Annotated in this window: 9 protein-coding genes; 7 read left to right on the top strand and 2 right to left on the bottom strand. The window is 48.2% G+C overall.

All coding sequences use genetic code 11. The features are described 5' to 3' along the window. Positions 1-70 precede the first annotated feature (70 nt). The 3 genes from BM123_RS00050 (at position 71) to BM123_RS00040 (ending at position 6,445) form a co-directional block, all read left to right on the top strand. Positions 71-1,813, top strand: a complete 1,743-nt coding sequence (locus BM123_RS00050) for an N-acetylmuramoyl-L-alanine amidase family protein (protein ID WP_217642070.1) — start codon at positions 71-73, stop codon at positions 1,811-1,813. A 421-nt stretch (positions 1,814-2,234) separates the two neighbouring features. Next, positions 2,235-5,237, top strand: coding sequence for a S8 family serine peptidase (locus BM123_RS00045; protein ID WP_090164768.1), 3,003 nt, complete (start codon positions 2,235-2,237; stop codon positions 5,235-5,237). A 221-nt stretch (positions 5,238-5,458) separates the two neighbouring features. Further along, positions 5,459-6,445 carry a cell envelope integrity protein TolA gene (locus BM123_RS00040; RefSeq protein WP_090164767.1) on the top strand — a complete coding sequence of 329 codons (987 nt, stop codon included), beginning with the start codon at positions 5,459-5,461 and terminating at the stop codon, positions 6,443-6,445. 137 nt (positions 6,446-6,582) lie between these two features. Here BM123_RS00040 and BM123_RS00035 read toward each other — a convergent pair whose 3' ends face one another. After that, positions 6,583-8,583: a glycoside hydrolase family 13 protein gene (locus BM123_RS00035; protein WP_090164766.1), complete on the bottom strand. Its 2,001-nt coding sequence runs from the start codon at positions 8,581-8,583 to the stop codon at positions 6,583-6,585. Between the two features lie 215 nt (positions 8,584-8,798). Further along, positions 8,799-13,061: a DUF7619 domain-containing protein gene (locus BM123_RS00030; protein WP_175489193.1), complete on the bottom strand. Its 4,263-nt coding sequence runs from the start codon at positions 13,059-13,061 to the stop codon at positions 8,799-8,801. 717 nt (positions 13,062-13,778) lie between these two features. Here BM123_RS00030 and BM123_RS00020 point away from each other — a divergent pair. The 4 genes from BM123_RS00020 (at position 13,779) to BM123_RS00005 (ending at position 17,428) form a co-directional block, all read left to right on the top strand. After that, positions 13,779-14,549 carry an SDR family NAD(P)-dependent oxidoreductase gene (locus BM123_RS00020; protein ID WP_090164763.1) on the top strand — a complete coding sequence of 257 codons (771 nt, stop codon included), beginning with the start codon at positions 13,779-13,781 and terminating at the stop codon, positions 14,547-14,549. A 30-nt stretch (positions 14,550-14,579) separates the two neighbouring features. Then, positions 14,580-15,278, top strand: a complete 699-nt coding sequence (locus BM123_RS00015) for a hypothetical protein (RefSeq protein ID WP_090164762.1) — start codon at positions 14,580-14,582, stop codon at positions 15,276-15,278. A 70-nt stretch (positions 15,279-15,348) separates the two neighbouring features. After that, on the top strand, positions 15,349-16,434 hold the full coding sequence (locus BM123_RS00010; RefSeq protein WP_090164761.1) for a polysaccharide lyase family 7 protein: 1,086 nt from the start codon (positions 15,349-15,351) through the stop codon (positions 16,432-16,434). Between the two features lie 262 nt (positions 16,435-16,696). After that, positions 16,697-17,428 carry a cupin domain-containing protein gene (locus BM123_RS00005; protein ID WP_090164760.1) on the top strand — a complete coding sequence of 244 codons (732 nt, stop codon included), beginning with the start codon at positions 16,697-16,699 and terminating at the stop codon, positions 17,426-17,428. Positions 17,429-17,522 lie beyond the last annotated feature (94 nt).

Below are 17,522 nucleotides of genomic sequence, written 5' to 3'. Positions count from 1 at the left end.
AACATGGTGAGACACCCCCCTAACCATGGGGTTTTAAGTGATTTAGATGCAATAAAAATATTATATATTTGTGCAATATTCATCCCTCCGGCCCCTACCGGATTCCGAACGACTACTGATGATACCAAAGGGTAATTACGCACTGTTATTATTGATCTTTTCGTTACTGAGCTGTTCCCCAATGATGGCAGGTCCGGGCTTTGTGTCGCCAACTGAAGGGGGCTTTAACGATTCCTTAAATAAAAGGAAGCTCAAAAGTACGTCAACTACCTTTAACGGACTAGAAAAGGTAGTTATTGATGCCGGCCATGGCGGGAAAGATCCTGGCGGGATGGGGGAGAATAGCCGGGAAAAGCACATTGCACTTAGTATCGCGCAATTGTTGGCCATTGGAATCAGAACCAACTACCCGGAGGTAGAGGTAATCATGACCCGTTCTGACGATACCTTTATCCCCTTATACGAGCGTGCCGCCATCGCCAATGATGCCGGCGCAGATCTTTTTATCAGCATTCATGCCAACATAATGCCCGGTGGGACCTCGACCTATGGTACGGAGACTTTCGTCATGGGGCAACACGTAGCCAAGCATAACCTGAGTGTGGCTAAACGGGAGAACGCTTCTATTTTACTGGAAGATAACGTCGAGCAAAACTATGGCTACGATCCTAACAGTGATGAAGGGCATATTATGATGAGCATGTTTCAGCATGCTTTTCTGGAGCGCAGTATTCAGTTTGCTGAACTGGTGGAAAACGAATTTTCGGATGCCGGACGGAAAAGTCGAGGTGTTAAGCAAGCGGGATTTGTTGTCCTGAAAGAAACCACCATGCCGAGTGTACTGGTGGAAACCGGGTTCATGAGTAACCCCGATGAGGAAGCCTTTTTAATGAGTGATGCCGGTCAACGCAAACTGGCCAATTCGCTGCTGCGCGCTTTTGGTAAATATCATGAGCGGATTACCGGACAGCCGGGCCCCGTGATAGAGCGAAAGTCTCAACCGGTAGCCGTGGTTGCTTCATCGCCCGCAGTTGCCGTAAACAAGCCGGCCGCTGCAAGTAATGTTTTAGCCCGGCAGGAAGAGGTGGTCAGCCCGCCAACTTTTACCCAAAAGGCCTCTGTCTTTGGACGAGAGATTCAACTCTCGGAAAACCCGCCTCCTGCTGCCCGGCAGCAACAATGGACGGCAAAGGGAGTTGGGGAGTCTCCGCTGGTGTATAAGCCCTCCAGTTCGGTGGTGCCCTACTACAGTGCCCCCGAACCTTCAAACACGCCGGCAGTGATTACTCCGCCAAATGAGGCCCCAAAGCCGACGATTAATCAGTACGAAGATCTTGTGCGTCGGCAGGTTCAGGAAGGTCGGGTAGCACCTCCCAACCGGGTAGTTCCGCGTGGTGGGTATGTTCCGGTTACATACGGTACACCGGTAATGGCTGCTGACACCGTTAACCCGCGAAAGGGCAAGGGCTATACTTTTGGCGAAGCCAAAAAGCGGGAAGCTCCACCGAAGCCGAAAGGGCCGGATTTGAAAAGAATTCCGGACGCACAACTTCTTTACGCCGTCCAAATCATTGCTACTAAACGGGAGTTGAATCTTGATGATCCTCAATGGCAACGTTTGCCTTACCCGATTCTTAAAATTGTGGAGGGCAATCTGAATAAGTATCAGGCCAGGGGATTACGGACTGCAGCCGATGCTAAAACCGCAAAAGAACGAATAAATTCTGCAGGCTTTTATGATGCAATGATAGTTGTCTATCTGGATGGAAAGCGCTTGCCTCCTGCATCTGTTCGTTACCTGTTGGGGCGGTAATTCTAGGCTTAGAGCCCTTTTGAGGGCTAAAAGTTGATTGAATTGTAATTTTTTTGCCGCGACCTGAGGCTTGCTTTGAGAAGTTGGTTTTCTTTAAATGAAAATGAATTAACATTCATCTCGTTTGTTTTTTGATGTTTCGTAATGCATTGTTGGTCAGCTATTTATAGTTGTTTTTTTTGTTCTCTATTAATTTTTGGATCATCGGATTTTTATTTGGGCTTAGCATCTGATAAATATGTCTATTGCCGTATTTTTTACCGTTAATCACCCTGATGGCATTGCGAAAATTCGCTGTATTTGCCTTTTTTGGCTACTTTTATGGCGTTCACACTTAATTAACAGAATAAACCTAAATCAATTTTTACTAGTCCATTCACTGTTTAATCTCTCATAAAAACACATTCAATTTTCCTTTTCTATGTTTCAAAGACTACTCCTCGGAGCGCTCTGCGTTCTCTGGGCATCCCTCTCTTTTGCCCAAACCAAGCATTACTACGCCGCAGGCGAAAAAGTGCAACTCACCCCTTCTTCCACCCAGTTTATCGTTACGGCCAATACCGCAAGTACGCTAGCGACGGTTAAAAGAACTGACGTTAAACAGTATGACAACTGGGCGCATAAACCTTACGCAGTAGTTGAAGCTACGCGCAGTATGCGGGCTGATGAGGTAGCTAACAGCCTGGGTTTCGACACCGATGAGGTGCAGGTTAGCCCTGCTTACCTGCAGGCTGACGGATTCGCCTTATACCCAACCCGTACGGTTGTGGTGAAGCTCAAAGACAAGAACGATGCCGCCGCTATGTTGCAGACCGTTGCGGCCATGGGGGTTAAAACCATCGTTAAAAAGTTTGGCACCTACCGAATGGAAATGAATCAGCTGTCCGATGTGTTCGCGGCCGCTAATAAACTGGAAGAAAGCGGCCTGGCCATTTTCGCCCAGCCTGATTTCTACGCTCCCATTGAGCGTTTCCAGATTAACGACCCGCTTTTTAGTGAGCAATTCCAGATGCACAATACTGGTCAGACCATTGACGGTGTCGCTGGCGCTAATGATGCCGACTGTAATGCTCTGGAAGCATGGGGCATTTCTCTTGGCTCTTCCTCCATCACGGTTGCCGTCATTGATGATGGCCTGGAAGATCACGAAGACCTGAACAACAGCAGCGGCCAAAGCCGTTATACTGCCGGCTTCAGCCCAGCCAATAATGGTAACGGCGACGCGGTAAGCGGAAGTAACCACGGTGTTGCCTGCGCTGGATCCATTGCCGCTACTCACAACAGTATTGGTGTTCGCGGAGTCGCACCACTGGTCAACCTGATCTCCGTCAATATTTTTGTCGGTGGCGAGTCTACTCAGGATATTGCTGACGGTATCACCTGGGCTAATAACCAGGGAGCTGACGTAATGAGTAATTCCTGGGGCTACGGATCCTGTACCGCGAGTTTTTCCAACATTACCAATGCTTTGAATACCGCTAACAGTAATGGTCGCGGAGGTCTGGGCTGTCTGATCACTTTCGCCTCGGGCAACGACTACGGTAGCTGTGTCAGCTACCCGGCCGACGTTCCAAGCGTTGTCGCCGTCGGTGCCATCGCCAATACTGGGGTAAAGTCTGCTTACAGTAATGCTGGTCCTGCGCTTGACATCGTTGCCCCCTCGAACAATGTTGGAGGCCCGGGAGCGGGTGTCCGCACGACGGATCGCATGGGTAGCCCCGGATATACCAGCACCAACTACACCAACACCTTCGGAGGTACTTCCTCTGCTTGTCCGGTAGTCTCTGGCGTTGCGGCACTGGTATTGGGTTACAACCCTAACCTGACTTCTGGTCAGCTGAAGACGATCCTTTACAACTCTGCTATTGACATGGGCGCCTCCGGCTTTGATAACCTGTATGGTAACGGACGGGTGAACGCACTAGGTGCCCTTCAGGCCGCCGGTGCCGGCGGCGGACCAACCTGTTCTGATGGCATTCAAAATGGCCAGGAAACGGGTGTTGATTGCGGTGGCCCAACTTGTCCTTCCTGCCCAACCGGCTGTAATGGAACGGAGGTTGTACTTAGCATTACGATGGACAACTACCCTGAGGAAACCAGCTGGACGCTGACTAATGATGCCGGTCAGACGGTTGCATCAGGAGGAACTTACGGTAGTATCCCGGATGGTGGTAACTACACGGAGACGATTTGTCTTGTGGATGATTGCTACACCTTTACGATTAACGACACTTACGGCGACGGCATTTGCTGTTCTTACGGCAACGGCTCTTACAGCCTGACCCAGGGAGGAACTACGCTTGCCAGCGGTGGTTCCTTCGGCAGCAGTGAAGCAACGGATTTCTGTATCGGTGGCTCTGGCGCTGACACACAGGCTCCAACTACCCCAACGGGTCTTTCCGTCAGCAATGAAGCTGAAACCACCCTTGACCTTAGCTGGAATGCTTCCAGCGACAACGTAGGTGTCACTGGTTACAACGTATACATTGATGGTAGCTTGGCCGGAACGGTTACGGGTACCTCCACGGGCATTACAGGACTGGTAGCTTGTACGTCTTACACCTTCGCGGTAAGTGCCGTTGATGCAGCTGGTAACGAGTCCGGCACCGCAAGCGCAAGCGGAACAACCACCGGCTGTACCGGTGGCGGAGGCGGAATCAGTGAGGCTTACTACTTCGAGACCGGCCTTCAGGGCTGGGCCGATGGAGGTAGTGACTGTGCGCGGGTAAGAACCACTACCCGTAGTTGGGAAGGACAGTATTCCGTTCGGATTCGCGATAACAGTGGTACGGCATCTTCCATGACTTCACCAAGTCTTGATCTGTCCGGTGCATCCTCCGTCACGGTTAGTTTTTACTTCTACCCCAACAGCATGGAGAACGGAGAAGACTTCTGGCTGCGCTACAATAGTGGTTCCGGCTGGCAAACAGTTGCCACCTATGCCAGCGGAAGCAGCTTCAATAATGGGTCTTTCTACTCTGCTGAAGTTACCCTGAGCTCCGCTGATTATAACCTCGTGAACGGCGCCCAGTTCCGCTTCCAGTGTGACGCGAGTGCTAATGCCGACCAGATTTACATCGACGAGGTCATCATCACCAGTTCTTCCACTTCAAAGCTGAATACGGGAACCATCTCTACGATTGAGCCAGTCGGTGGACCAGTACGCTTTGACAACCCGGATGTGGCAGACTATGAGTTCAAGATCACGCCTAACCCCGCCAGCGATTACCTTCAGGTAACTGCGGATGAGCTGATCGAAGAAGTAAGCCTGTACAGCATTGATGGTAAGCTTCTCCTGAACCGCACCATCGGTAATGTTGAGACAACTACGCTCGACATCAGTCAGCTGCCAACCGGTGTCTACCTGTTGAGTGTGCAGACCGAAGAGGAAACGAATACCGAACGTGTCGTGATTCGTCGCTAAGCTTCTTAAGTCAAACCGTTTTGAAGAAAACGGTGTTTGCGTAATAACCCCGTCTCCAGAACAGGAGGCGGGGTTGTTTTTTTAAGGAGTTGCCAGAATCAACCTGTAACCTGTAACCTGTAACCTGCAACCCGCAACCTGCAATTTCCACCTTTCCCCACATACTATTGTGTAATCCTGTGTAGTTTTACATCTACCACCCAGAACAAAGAAAAAATAACATGGACGTTCAACTGTCAGAATCGGAAATCAGAGGAGACCGCCGGGGCAAAATAGCCGCAGGCATTGGTTTCATTCTTTTCATTCTATTGTTAGTTATTCCGGTGTTTTATCACTTGAATCCTCCTCCCGGACAACCAGGTATTCTGGTGAACCTTGGCTTCGTTGATACGGGTGAGGGTAGTGAAAACGCAGGCCCCAGCGCTCCGGCTGTGGCTGAGCCCACTCCACCGGATCCGGTTCCTACGCCTCCGGAGCCACAGGAAGCGACTCCTCCGCCACCACCACCTGCAGCTCCAACTAAACCGGTTGAGCAACAACGAGAGGTAGTGCAACAGGAGACACCGGCCGAAATTGCATTGCGAAAACAGAAAGCTCAGGAAGAAGCCCGTCGTCAGGAAGCAGAAGCTCAGCGCCAACGGGAAGCGGACGCCGAAAGACGGCAACAACAAGAGGCTGAAGCCGCTGAACGCCGCCGCCAGGAAGCCATCGATGCGGAAAATCGTCGTCGGGCAGCGGAAGCCGCTGAAGCTCAGCGCCGCGCGGAAGCCGCCGAAGCGGCCCGTCAGGCAGAGGCCAATGCCACCCGTGATCAAATCGGAGGCCTTTTCGGCTCCGGAGGAGGTAACGGTAATACAGGAAAGCCTGGCAACCAGGGGGACCCTAATGGTGATCCGAACGCCGATCGCCTGACCGGTATTTCAACGGGAGACGGTCGTGTTTCCGGCGGACTGGGAGGCCGCGGCGTACTCAAAAGCCCGCCCGTTCGGGAGAATTCTCAGGTGTCCGGCCGCGTCGTCGTATCCGTCTGTGTTGGCCCCGATGGCTCGATCTCAGAGGCTAAGTACACCCAGTCAGGAAGTAGCACCGCAGATCCTAACCTCGTCGCTGCTGCGATCAAAAATGCCCGCGCCTGGAAGTTTAAGGCTGACCCAACTGCCCCCCAACGGCAGTGTGGTAAGATTACTTATGACTTTAAGGTACAGTAGGTAGTCTGGTAGGCTACCGCATGTCGTAGGCTATAATGTGAAATAGGTGTCAGATCGTGGCACCTCCAATGTGCAGAATACCTCTTCTCCAATGTCTGTCATTTCCCCAACGTGCGAAAGCTTACAAGATCATAAGACTACTGACTTACCAGACTAATGACCCGGGTTTCTTTCCCTGCCAATTCTATGCCCTTCAGGGAAACCTCCGCATTGCGCGTAAGATCGAACCCTCTGGTTAAGCCACCGAGTTGCTGCTGGAAGGGTGATAAGTCCGTCACCGTTCTGGCCTCACTATTACCGTTAAAGATGACCATCACCAGCTCATTGCCTTGTTGGCGGAAAAAGGTGTACACCCCATCTTGTGGAACGTACTGAATGGTTTTACCGCTGGTAAGGGCGAGGCTGGACTTTCTGAAATTAGCCAGACGCTTCACGAAACCATGCAGCTTTTGTTCAGTGCTGTTTCGATCCGCCTGGCTGAAGAGATTGCGTTGGTCACCAGCAAAGCCCCCGGGGAAATCTACCCGTCCCGCTTCTCCGAAGGCACCTCCGGCACCCGTAAAACCTAGCTCTGTTCCGTAGTAGATCATCGGAATGCCTCGAATGGTAAGTAGTAGGGAGAGAGCCGATTTCATTTTGGTCATGTCTTCTCCAACGGAAGTGAAAACCCGGGAGATGTCATGGTTGTCAAGAAAAGTAACGTTACGTTGTGGGTTGGGGTAGAGGTAATCCTGAGCCATGGTGTAGTAAAGACGGTTGACACCTTCCGTCCAACCGGGGTCTTTACTCAGCGCTTCGTTGAGGGCATAGTAGACCTGAAAATCCGTTACGCCGGGCAAATGAGTGTTAACCGTTTGCTTTAGTTGGCTTCCGCCAACGAACCAGGCTTGTACGCCGGGGCCATGAACCCAGGTTTCGCCGAAAATACCGAGATGAGGGACTTCCGCCAGCAGGCGTCGGTTCCACTCCGCCATAAATTCGGTGTCCGGATAGGCATAGGTGTCGATACGAAAGGCATCCTGCCCGCTGTACAGCGTCCACCAGATGCTGTTCTGGATCAGGTATTTAGCCAGATGCGGATTCTGCTGGTTGAGGTCGGGCATGTGTCGGTCAAACCAACCGTCGGTCATCCGCTTGCGGTCATATTCGCTGCCGTTGGGGTCGAAAATGGTAGGCGCGCGGTAGGTTGTCTGGGTGTATTCAGGCCATTGGTGAATCCAGTCTTTGCTCGGCAAATCCCTGATTTGCCAGTGCTGGTCACCAACGTGGTTAAAGATGACGTCCATCACTATTTTTATGCCTCGCTCATGCGCCTCCATTACGAGCTCGCGGTACTTTTCATTATTCCCGAATCGTCGGTCAATCCGGTAGTGATCGCTCACCGCATAACCATGATAGCTGGCGTAGGGCTGATCGTTTTCCAGTACCGGATTAAGCCAGAGAGCAGTTACACCGAGCTCCTCCAGGTAGTCCAGTTTATCGATGATACCCTGAAGGTCTCCGCCGTGGCGAAAGAGAAATTTCTTCCGGTTCACCAGCGTGTCGGTCATGCCATAGACCTTGTCATTTGCGGGGTCGCCATTAGCGAAGCGGTCCGGCATAATGAGGTAAATCAGGTCTTTGGACGATAGAGACTCTCTTTCCTTCCAGCCATCTCGGGGGTGGGCCTTCAATTCGTAGCGCACCGTTTTAGTCGCCCCGACTCCCTGACTATTTGACTCCCTGACTGTTTGACTACTAAGGGCGCGGACGCGGGATGCAAGGGTAAGGTCAAAAAAGCCAGGGGAGGTTCCCGGCGCAATGTAAAGCCCTACGAATAGGTAGTTTGGGTTCTCCAGCCTGCGGACATACTCCACGCTTACCCCGGGATACTCCACTTTTACTTCGGAGAACTCTGCCACCTTTCGGTCGTAGATCAGCACCTCCAGCCGTGGATTGACCATGTTCGTCCACCAGTGCAAGGGTTCCACCCGCTGTTTCACTACCGGTAGCCCCGTTGGCTCACGAATCACGTATTTACTGTACTCCATACCGAGTGGCAAATGCTGCATCGGATCGTCGTCAAAGATGCTGGGCTGCTGGGCGGAGAGAAGGGTAGGTATAAGGAGGAAGAGGAGGGTAAGTTTTTGCCTAATCATTGGGGCTAAGGTAGGTTATATGATATACCATCATCGAATTCAATTCAAAGGTACAGCAGAAATAATACGGAGCCATACTGTCTTAACTCTAGTTGGGCTATCGCAAGCTCACCGGACATCCTGCCTCGAAGGGGACATTTATCGGAGCGGAGAAAAAACCTTCCTTTGAGTGTTCAGTTAGGAACTTACGATTGACCTGACTCTAGGCATTTATATTACTTACGAACTACTTTGTAAGTACTTACTTGACCTGTCCGTAAATGATGAACTTTAAGTAAGTAAATCCCACTGGCAAAACGTCCTAAATCAAGCGTTCCTGACTGGTTCACTTTTTCGCTGGTCAATTTGCTGCCGTAGGCATTTAATACTGTAACCCATAATGCTCCAGTCTCAGTGTATTGTAAATGGACTTTTCCTGAGGTTGGATTTGGAAAAACATTTAGCGTTCCTTGTAAGTGGGAGATTACTGACAAGGGACTATCATCTCCATCGCAATTTTCATCGATCCCATTGCCCGCGATTTCAGCTGCACCAGGAAAGATATTTCTGTTTTTGTCGTCACATTCTTCAAAGAACAAGAAGCCGTCTTCATCTTCATCAAGAAACTCAACTATACTGGAAGAAACGGTATTCGTGATAACTGGCTGGTTGAAATCGAAGAAAATACCTACGTCGTTTTCAACGGTAGTAAAGTCTTCCAAATCTGGTAGACTTTTAATCTCAAACGTTACGAACCCCTGGCTAAGGGGAAGGTTGGTGGTGCTATCTGGCAATAAAATGTCTTTGAATAGAAATACTACTCTACGATCTTCGATACTAACGGTGTAGGGGTGACTAGCGGTTAACGGGCGAAAGGTTTCAAGGTCTAGCTCTGGAGTCAGTACATCCTCCACCCGGACAGTGAAGGCAGTGTCGTTCCCGGTGTTTTGGAAGCGGATAGTGTATCGTATGGTTTCGTCAAGTTGTGTGAAATTACTGTTTGTTGAGTCTGGCCGACTTGGAGCAACCTGCTTATCGTTAGGGTCGATGGCGCAACGTAACTCTTCAGCATAGTGAAACGTATCTGAAGCGATGGATACTTCGCCGTTTAACCCTGTTGCAAAAGATTGCATTTGGACGGGGAGGCCGACGAAGTCCTCATCGGGCATCCGTAGGCTTAACAGAATTTGATGCGAAGCCGCAGGTGATAGCGTATCAAATTTGAAAGAAATAGTTTGGTCATCAATAGTTTCTGGCACTTCGCTACTGCCCAGGAAGGATACCTCTTCTCCCAGCGTAAGGACTGCTCGGCCTGCCATTGGCAAGCAGCCGTCATTGATAATAGTGAACCAGAAGTTGATGTCAAAACCACAACGAATCGTTCCGGAATTGAGTAATGTACGGATGGAAGGAGCTCCTTGTGTTGTGCGATATCCGAACGCCAATTCGTCGTTTTCTTCTTCCGAAAATATAAATGAGTATGTTTCAGTGGGAGTAGTTAGCAGATCAATACAGTTTTGCGGATTAGCATTGACGATATATTCATTCCCTTCCTGTGCAGGGAAGCTAAATTTTCCTTCTCCAGTCGTAAAGAGGGTATAATTATGATCTCCTGAAACTTCTACGTTGATGTTGTTGAGGCCAGGCTCTCCCTCGTCCCGTATACCATTTTCGTTGTCGTCACTGAAAACGTAACCATTTATTGCGTTTTGCTCAGCTACCTCCAAATGATGCAACTCGAATCCATCAACTGAGTCTTCAGCCATAAAATAAAGAAGTTCGTTTATACCGACCATGTCTAGTTGGCGGAAATAGGTTGTTTCCTTAAATTCAGTTAATTGGAATACTTCCCTAGCCGGATCGAATAAAAACAGACCGGTCTCTTCGTCTCCAATCATTGCCAGGTGGGCTCCGAATTTTTCAATATCGATAATGCCGTTTTTAATAGCGTCGGGAACATTTTGAACGGTTCGGGTACCAGCGATTGTTCCATCAGTGATCTTGATTGTCCATGGACTAGTAGAATTCGGTCGTTGAAAAAATAGAGCTTCCCGGTTGTTTATCGTAATGATATTATCAATCCGCTCGTTGTCACTAGCGATGAGTGTCTCTTCCCCGGATTCTTTGTTAATACTTCTTAGTCCTTTGACATTATTGTTGGCTAAGAGGTTTAACCCCAGATCGTATAAAATATCTTCCCTATTCGTGAATTGAAGGGGAAGCTCCTGGCCAAGACCCTCTCCGGAAACCCAGCGGGTCTTGGCCTCATTGGTCAAATCATCATCTGATTCCACGAGAATTCTGTTGCCAATCTTTCTAAAGGTAAAGGTGGTGAACGGCCGGTGATCCGTAATCGAAGAAAACTCTCCCGTTGTTGGGTTGTAAGAAGAGAGTTTTGTCTCCTCATTTTCTAATCGTGCTAGGTACAGCAGTTCCCCATCAGAAGCAATTTCAATATTTTGATAGTTAGCAAACATTCCAGTGGTTTCTCGGTACAGCGTATCAACTTGTCTGGTGAGAGGCGTAATCTCAAGTAGCGTATTAATACGGCTGCTACCATTATGATCTGAAAAAACATAAATTTTGTCCTTCAATAAAACGGGTTTGCCAATGCTACCATTTATATTAGCAGGCACCATACGCATCGTATTTATTGTAGCTTCGGTAATGTTTATTTCGGTCAAAAAATTCCCGCCTCCAGTTGGGCTATAATAGAACCGGTCACCAATTCGGCCTACAAAATTAGATAGCCCCGGAGGGCTGTATACACCTTCAGGTTCGGACAAATTTAAAAACGCATCTTTCTGCACCAAAAATTCGGGGCCTGAGCTAGGTAAAACAAAGGCTTGGTCCCCTATGGATTCAATATTTACAAAGCTGCTCCCTAAGGTGAAATCAAAAATGTCAGTTACAAATTCAGACGTAAAATCCTCCTGACTGATATTAAAAATACACTCTCCATACACCCTTGAAAACATGTGGGCAAAAAGAAGATCACCTATCTTGAAAACAGCCTCATATTTACTGAAACCAGTAGGAATTACTGAGGTAAGTGTGTTTGTTGAATCGAAGGGGCTTGACTTTCCGTCAGAAAACCGTATCAGATTTACACCATTTTCTTTTTTGAAGTATGCCAGGATTGAATCGGTACTTAGCAGATAGGCGTAACTTTCTGGAAGATGGTCCAGCGTATCAATATCATTTACTTCCGTGCCGTAGGATAGCAAGTGTCGATTTAAACTGTTTCCAACAGTTGTGACAAAGCGATCCCCGACCATTCTCATACTCGGGAACTGGTTATCTAAAGTAAAAGGAACAGTCGCAACTAAGACGGCTTCTTGTCCTGCATTAGCAGGGTCAATACTGTAGATATACGAATTCGCTTCATTGGTTGTCTCAGGATAAACTGCCAGAATGATCTTCCCGTCAGATCTTTGAAAACCAACCATGCTGCCCCGGAACAGGACTGCTTCGTCATCAAGGTCGAAGATTTTGAAGGTTCCTTCGATTGTACCGTCCGATATCCAAAATTCTGAGTCTCCTTCTTCTGGCGTTTTTCGGAAAATGATGCTGCCTCCGACTCCCTCGAAACCAACGCCGGACTCAGTAATTCCGTCATCTGGGCCAGTAATCACATCTGCGACAAGGACTGTACCGGCTTTAGTTCCATCGGTAGTAAAAACTTCCCATCCAAAATCATCGGAATTGGCGATGAATAGCACCCTGTTTCCAGAGGGGACAGCTTCACTTCTTATTCGAAGATTGCCTTCTGTATTCGGTAGGTCTCTGAGCAAATTTACGCTGAGGTCGTTTTCAATATCATAGGCGTTTAAGCGACTAGTGCCCCGGACGTATAGCTTCCCGTTAAGTCCGAATAACTCTCCAAATGAGCTACTATTAGACTCCAAAATTGACTTTGTTCCTTGCGGGGTTCCGTCCGTTACCCACACATTGTCAGCCGTCTCGTAAAACAATCGATCCTGGTAGAAATAAAAATCCTTATCGCAAGAATTGCAATGAGAGTACTCATCAGATAGCTGCTCAAATTCGCCGGTTAGATCATACCTTCTTACCCCGTTCGTACTGCTAAATGAGTACAGGACGTCTTCCTGAAGAGCGTACCGATAGAAGCCATCTTCCTGAAAAAGAAAACTTACGATACCACTACTGTTTACCAAAACAATTTCTGAATTGGCAGTTAAAAATGAACTGGGATTCACTTGGAGAAGTATCCCCTCTCTCGTGTTTCCGATAACCGAAAGAGGCTTAGGTTTTTTAAAGAGTTCTTTTATGGTTGCACCATCAAAAAAACTAAGGATATACTCTCCCCTTATCGAATGAACAAAGTAAGTGCCACTGTCTGTTTCCAGGATTTCGCGCAGCGCTGATCCTTGTCGTGGGGTTGTTGACTTATTGAGAGTGCCGGAAATGTATGGTATCTCCTGACCGTGGATTGTTCCAATCAGTAAAATAATTAAAACAGAGAATATATATTTCATTGAGTTCGATTTTAAACATGAACCCTTTGAAATTTTCAAAAACATCTACTCTTCAGGCTTCGGGGCAAGTGAATAAAACTGAGCGCAGCCACAACTACACGATTTTTGTAAAAACAGGCGAGAAGAAGCCGAAAAACAGACATGAATAAGAACGCGAGTGAAAAGCTTAATAGGGTTCGTCAGTCAGCAGCTTAGATTAAGCAATCTTATTAGCCGTAAAGGTAGTTAAACAATAATTTAAAAGTACTTGGAACACACAATACTCTAGGGTAATCGCAAGCTTACCGGACGCTAAAAGGAACCAAGCGGCTACTTTTCTGGCTCTATAACTGAGCACGCTTCGACGTCCTAAAACGAATGATTAGAACCTCGAACATACAAGCGTACGTTTTCCAGACCGGAGCGTAGGAGAAAGCGTTTCTTTCCCTTCGGGGCTGCTCTTTTATGCTTGCCTCCGTAGAATCTATCATATGATTCGCTTTTCAGCCTGGCCTTGAAGTAGCAGGATTCAGCTATCCCCAGCAAACTTACGTTTTCCTTCCCTGTTTGCGGCCCTCTAAGTGCCGGCATTTTGATAAATAGAATTGTAAGCTCATACATAAAAAGCTAAATTGGTGAACCAATTCTAACTTTTGTGTAGCTTTGACGCAAATATCGATCTGCACGGGCTAATGAGGAGTCATACTCTGAAACAAAGTCCATAAATCAACTAGCATCATGGAAACAAGTAACAAACTAAGCGGAAAGAACATCCTCATTACTGCGGGGGCTCAGGGAATTGGGGAGTCTATTACGAAGCATTTTATTGACAGCGGAGCCAACGTTTCGATACACTACTTTTCGAGTGCGGCCACTGCGAATGAACTAACGGCGTACGCGATCGGTAAAGGTCGAAAAGCGGTTGCCATTAGCGGTGACCTGACGAAAGAAGCCGACGCAACCAACCTCGTTGAGAAAACGGTGGAAGCCCTTGGTGGATTGGATGTTCTGATCAATAATGCCGGTTCACTGGTCGCACGGAAACTACTCAGTGAGATGGAGACAGCGTTTTGGCATAAAGTAATGGATATTAACATGACATCCATGATGTTTGTGACCAGAGCGGCGGCACCACATCTGGCGAAGCACGAGAGCAGTAGTATTGTTAACCTGGCTTCTTTGGCAGGGCGTAAGGGGGGACACCCGGGATCGCTGGCTTATTCCACAAGCAAAGGAGCAATTTTGACGTTCACGCGTGCCCTTGCTTCCGAATTGGGCCCTCAGGGTACAAGGGTTAACGCGGTTGCTCCGGGGCTTATCCTTGGAACATCTTTCCACAATACCCATACGACTAAAGAGTCAGCGGCCGCAACAACGGCTGGTATTCCTATTCAGCGTGCGGGCAATGCCGCTGATGTAGCCCGGGCAGTTTTGTATCTTGCTTCTGAATACGACGGGTTCATTACGGGAGCAACACTGGATATCAATGGCGGCGTTTACAATATGTAGCGATTGTTTTAAAAGAGGTGTTCCATTACTATGACAGATGTATTTCAGGCTGCGAATCAAATTCACGCCGTAACGAGTTTCCGGCAATTTCTATCGACTCCTCTTCGTGGAGCTATCAATGCCGTTTGTTGGCAACGTGAGCTGGCGGGGGATTTTGCTGAAATCGTCGAAAAAGCAGCCGTAAGCGAAAATATGGTTACGCTGAGTCAACAGGACCTTCTCGCCCTTGAGTTAAGCGACCAGGGGCAGCTGGCCCGGGAGACTCTCCTTAATGACCTGAATCTGCTGGAGGGAAGTGGTAATGCCCCAACGCTTAACGTAATAAAGTGCTACGACAGAGATGACAGCTACCCGTTTTTCCCAACGGATGTTTACTCCTTTCACGTAGACCGATCTCCGGTGCCCGCTGACACTATTCTGTGTACCTACTACGGAGAACCGAGTGATCTGTTACCAAATGAGCAGGCTACGCAGAAGGTATTGATTCCTGAAATACGGGATACCCTTAAAAAGCTATATGATGGCCCGGAGGAAGGGTTCGAGACTTTCCTGCAGGAATACTTTTTTGATCTCCATTACCAGCCTAAGCCAGATGCTAACCCGATCAGCTTAGGTGTGGGGCACTTGTGGCGCTTAGCCATTGACCATCCTCAGAGCGAGGTACTTCCTTGCCTTCACCGGGCACCGCAGGAAAAATCAGGAAAGCATCGGTTGCTTTTAATCTGTTAAGGACTCACCTGACTTTTTCTATCACTACACATCCTGACTAAGATTAATCGATCAACAAAAAATAAAGAATATGAGAAGCATTTCATTTTTACCATCACTCCTGGCACTTTTCGCTATCTTTTTAATCAGCAGTTGTTCTGATACCACTGCGGAGAAAGAGCCTGCAGTTGAGGATGCCGCCCAAACCGTCTACGCCAGTGGTGTCATTCCATTTTTTGACCATTGGAATTTGATTTTAGGAGATGGCTCTAACGCAGGCCCTGCTATTGATTTTGAACAAAAAGACTTCTTTTACACCACCAACGATGGAGATGAAGATTGGGTTGTATTCAAAGCACCTAACGCAGGTGATACCCACGGAACTTCCAATAACACAAGAACAGAGTTGGCACAACTGAAAAAGTGGTCTCCGCTAACGGATGCAAAGTTGAATGCAACCCTCAAGGTGATGAATGTATCTGCTACGGGTGATGCCCGTGTCGCAGCCTCCCACTCAGTAGTCGTAGGACAAATTCATAGTGCGGACGGCCACGAGAACGAACCGCTCAAAATATTCTACAAGAAATTCCCCGGTCACACCAAAGGCTCTGTTTTTTGGCATTATGAAATCAATACGGCAGGAGAGGATAATGCTAAAAGGTGGGATTTCTCAACGACTGTCTGGGGCAATGACTTTTCGGTCGTTGGAGCGGAGGAGAACAGCTACCCGGACGAACCCGAAGAGGGTATTGCTTTAGGCGAAGAATTCAGCTATGAAATCGAGGTAAAGGATGGAATTATGACCCTGAAGTTTAGCAGTCCCGGCCATGAGACCAAGTCCTTTTCTAAAAACCTGATTGAATCGGAGTATACCACTAAAGCTGATATCCCTGAGCAGACTCAAGCCTTATTCGTACCCATCGGCCAGGATGGCGTGGAGCGGGAGAATGCGTACTCTGAAGAAGGGCTTTTCTTCAAACTGGGCGCTTACAATCAAACGAACGGCAAATCGCCTGAAGTAAACAGAAATTGGTGCTCGGGCGCAGAAACACACGGTGGTGACGTCCGGAAGCAGTATGAAGATGGTAATTACGCAGAGGTTTGGTTTAAAACGGGCAGTATATTCGTAAGCGATGATGCCATTTCCAATCAAGGATACTTCACTAAGAATGATTAAGAATGGCCTGATTTGATGGCGCAATACCGCACAGAATAACGAAATATGAAAAGCCTGCCACCCGGTCAAAGAGCAGGTAGTGGCCCTGGTTTTCTTTTTCGTTGGTTGTACAGATTTGGAATCAAAGGGACCATCAGGGACTTTGAAAAGGCTACTGCTGCTTACAAAGCCAGGGTAGAAGAGGAAGAGTAGGCCTCTCCCATTTGAATTTTAAGTCAGGCCCAAAAACAGGACCATTCTTCTGGCAAACAAACCAAACTTTATGTCGACTCGGGAAATCTCTATCGTTAATTTGAATATTGGAATAGATGAAAGTGTAAAGCAGCGCACTACGCCAATACTGGAAAATGAAATAGAGGGTATTGAGGTGGAGCACGTCGCACTTGTCGGTGGGCAATCACTGGTGGACCGTTCGAGAAAGGGCTACAGACTGGTTTACTTGTTTGTAAAAGGAAGGGGAGAGGCCATTGCGGAGAGCAACCATTATGAAATTGTACCGGAAACGATCCTGCTGCCCAACGCCATTGAGGGCATAAGGATCACCGCCGCTACGGACGACAACCTGCATTACCTCAAGATTTCGTGTAAGCTGACGGCTCAGGACCTGAAGGAGCTGGACGCACTCCCGAAGGATAATACACAAAAGGTGTACTACGCCAAATTCAGCGACTGCCAGTCTTACGTCGAACCCATTAAAAGCCCCAATACGGTAAGCCGGACCATCCTGTCTAATGAATACATCCCCAGAATAGCAATGGGGACGGTTCAAACGAAGGGGCCAGACGAAGTTGGCGCTCATGAACACCCCATGCTGGAGCAAATATTCTTAGGTTTGTCAAAAAACAATTGCACGGTTTATGCTGATGAGGCCCAGACAAACTTCCCACCCTATTCAGTGCTCCATATTCCGCTGGGGTCCCGGCATTCCGTTTCTGTTGACAAAGACAAAACCCTTTACTACGTGTGGATGGACTTCTTCTTAGAGCATGTCTAAAAATTTGAGTCTCGGTTTCTACTGATCGACGAAAGAACCATCTGAATATTGGCCGCTAGAATGAATCCTGCCGAATTTTCTACTGTTCGCTCTA

It is taken from the genome of Neolewinella agarilytica, assembly GCF_900110645.1.
Classification (GTDB): domain Bacteria; phylum Bacteroidota; class Bacteroidia; order Chitinophagales; family Saprospiraceae; genus Neolewinella; species Neolewinella agarilytica.
This window is presented reverse-complemented; position numbering and strand designations above follow the sequence as displayed.

What these genes read in the sequence shown, in the direction of transcription:
- BM123_RS00020 (WP_090164763.1), top strand. Translation starts at nt 13,779, where the DNA reads ATGGAAACAAGTAACAAACTAAGCGGAAAGAACATCCTCATTACTGCG.
- BM123_RS00010 (WP_090164761.1), top strand. Translation starts at nt 15,349, where the DNA reads ATGAGAAGCATTTCATTTTTACCATCACTCCTGGCACTTTTCGCTATC.
- BM123_RS00035 (WP_090164766.1), bottom strand. Translation starts at nt 8,583, where the DNA reads ATGATTAGGCAAAAACTTACCCTCCTCTTCCTCCTTATACCTACCCTT.
- BM123_RS00005 (WP_090164760.1), top strand. Translation starts at nt 16,697, where the DNA reads ATGTCGACTCGGGAAATCTCTATCGTTAATTTGAATATTGGAATAGAT.
- BM123_RS00015 (WP_090164762.1), top strand. Translation starts at nt 14,580, where the DNA reads ATGACAGATGTATTTCAGGCTGCGAATCAAATTCACGCCGTAACGAGT.
- BM123_RS00030 (WP_175489193.1), bottom strand. Translation starts at nt 13,061, where the DNA reads ATGAAATATATATTCTCTGTTTTAATTATTTTACTGATTGGAACAATC.
- BM123_RS00040 (WP_090164767.1), top strand. Translation starts at nt 5,459, where the DNA reads ATGGACGTTCAACTGTCAGAATCGGAAATCAGAGGAGACCGCCGGGGC.
- BM123_RS00045 (WP_090164768.1), top strand. Translation starts at nt 2,235, where the DNA reads ATGTTTCAAAGACTACTCCTCGGAGCGCTCTGCGTTCTCTGGGCATCC.